This window comes from Nitratidesulfovibrio liaohensis (assembly GCF_011682075.1).
Taxonomy (GTDB): Bacteria; Desulfobacterota; Desulfovibrionia; order Desulfovibrionales; family Desulfovibrionaceae; genus Cupidesulfovibrio; species Cupidesulfovibrio liaohensis.
The window spans coordinates 1-731 of sequence record NZ_VSMK01000713.1 but is presented as its reverse complement, the minus strand read 5'-3'; the positions used below and the strand labels follow the sequence as shown (position 1 = coordinate 731).

General features: G+C 72.6%; 1 pseudogene. It reads left to right on the top strand.

Annotation, left to right across the window (positions count from 1 at the left end):
• Positions 1-36 precede the first annotated feature (36 nt).
• A pseudogene (locus FVW27_RS18060) lies at positions 37-731 on the top strand (thioredoxin domain-containing protein); the annotation flags it as partial.

Here is a 731-nt window from a genome sequence, read left to right as displayed (position 1 = left end):
GCCGCCGGGCAGCCGGGGCTGGCGCAGGCAGGCGCCATGCCGACGGGAGAGGAACCCGGCGGTGCAAAGGCCCTGCGCATGGCCGCGCAGACCCTGCGGGCCATCCGGCGCGGGGGCATCCACGACCACGTGGGCTACGGCTTTCACCGCTATTCCACCGACGCCCGCTGGCTGCTGCCCCACTTCGAGAAGATGCTCTACGACCAGGCCATGCTGATGCTGGCCTACGCCGAGGCGTGGCTGGCCACCGGCGACGGCGAGTTCCGCCGCTCGGCGGAAGAGACCGCCGCCTACGTCCTGCGCGACCTGACCTCGCCCGAAGGGGCCTTTTACAGTGCCGAGGACGCCGACAGCGAACTGGACGGCGCGCACGGCGAGGGGCTGTTCTATACGTATACCCTGGCGGACATCGAAGAGGCCTGCGGACCACTGGATGTGGGGCCGGAGGTGAGGGCGGATGTGAGCCCGGCCATGGATACGCATGCAGGCCCGAGCGGCGACGGGGACGGCAGGGGCGGCCCCGCCCGGGCCACCGGCGCGGGGCCGGCCTACGTTTCCGATGCGGATTTGGTGGCCCGGGCCTTCGGCTGCACGGCCTACGGCAACTACGAGGACGAGGCCACCCGCAGCCGCACGGGACGCAACATCCTGCACCTGCCCCGCGCGCCGCGGGACTTGGCGCGCGACCTCGGCCTGCCCCCGCGCGAGGTGGAGGAACGGCTGGAAGCGGC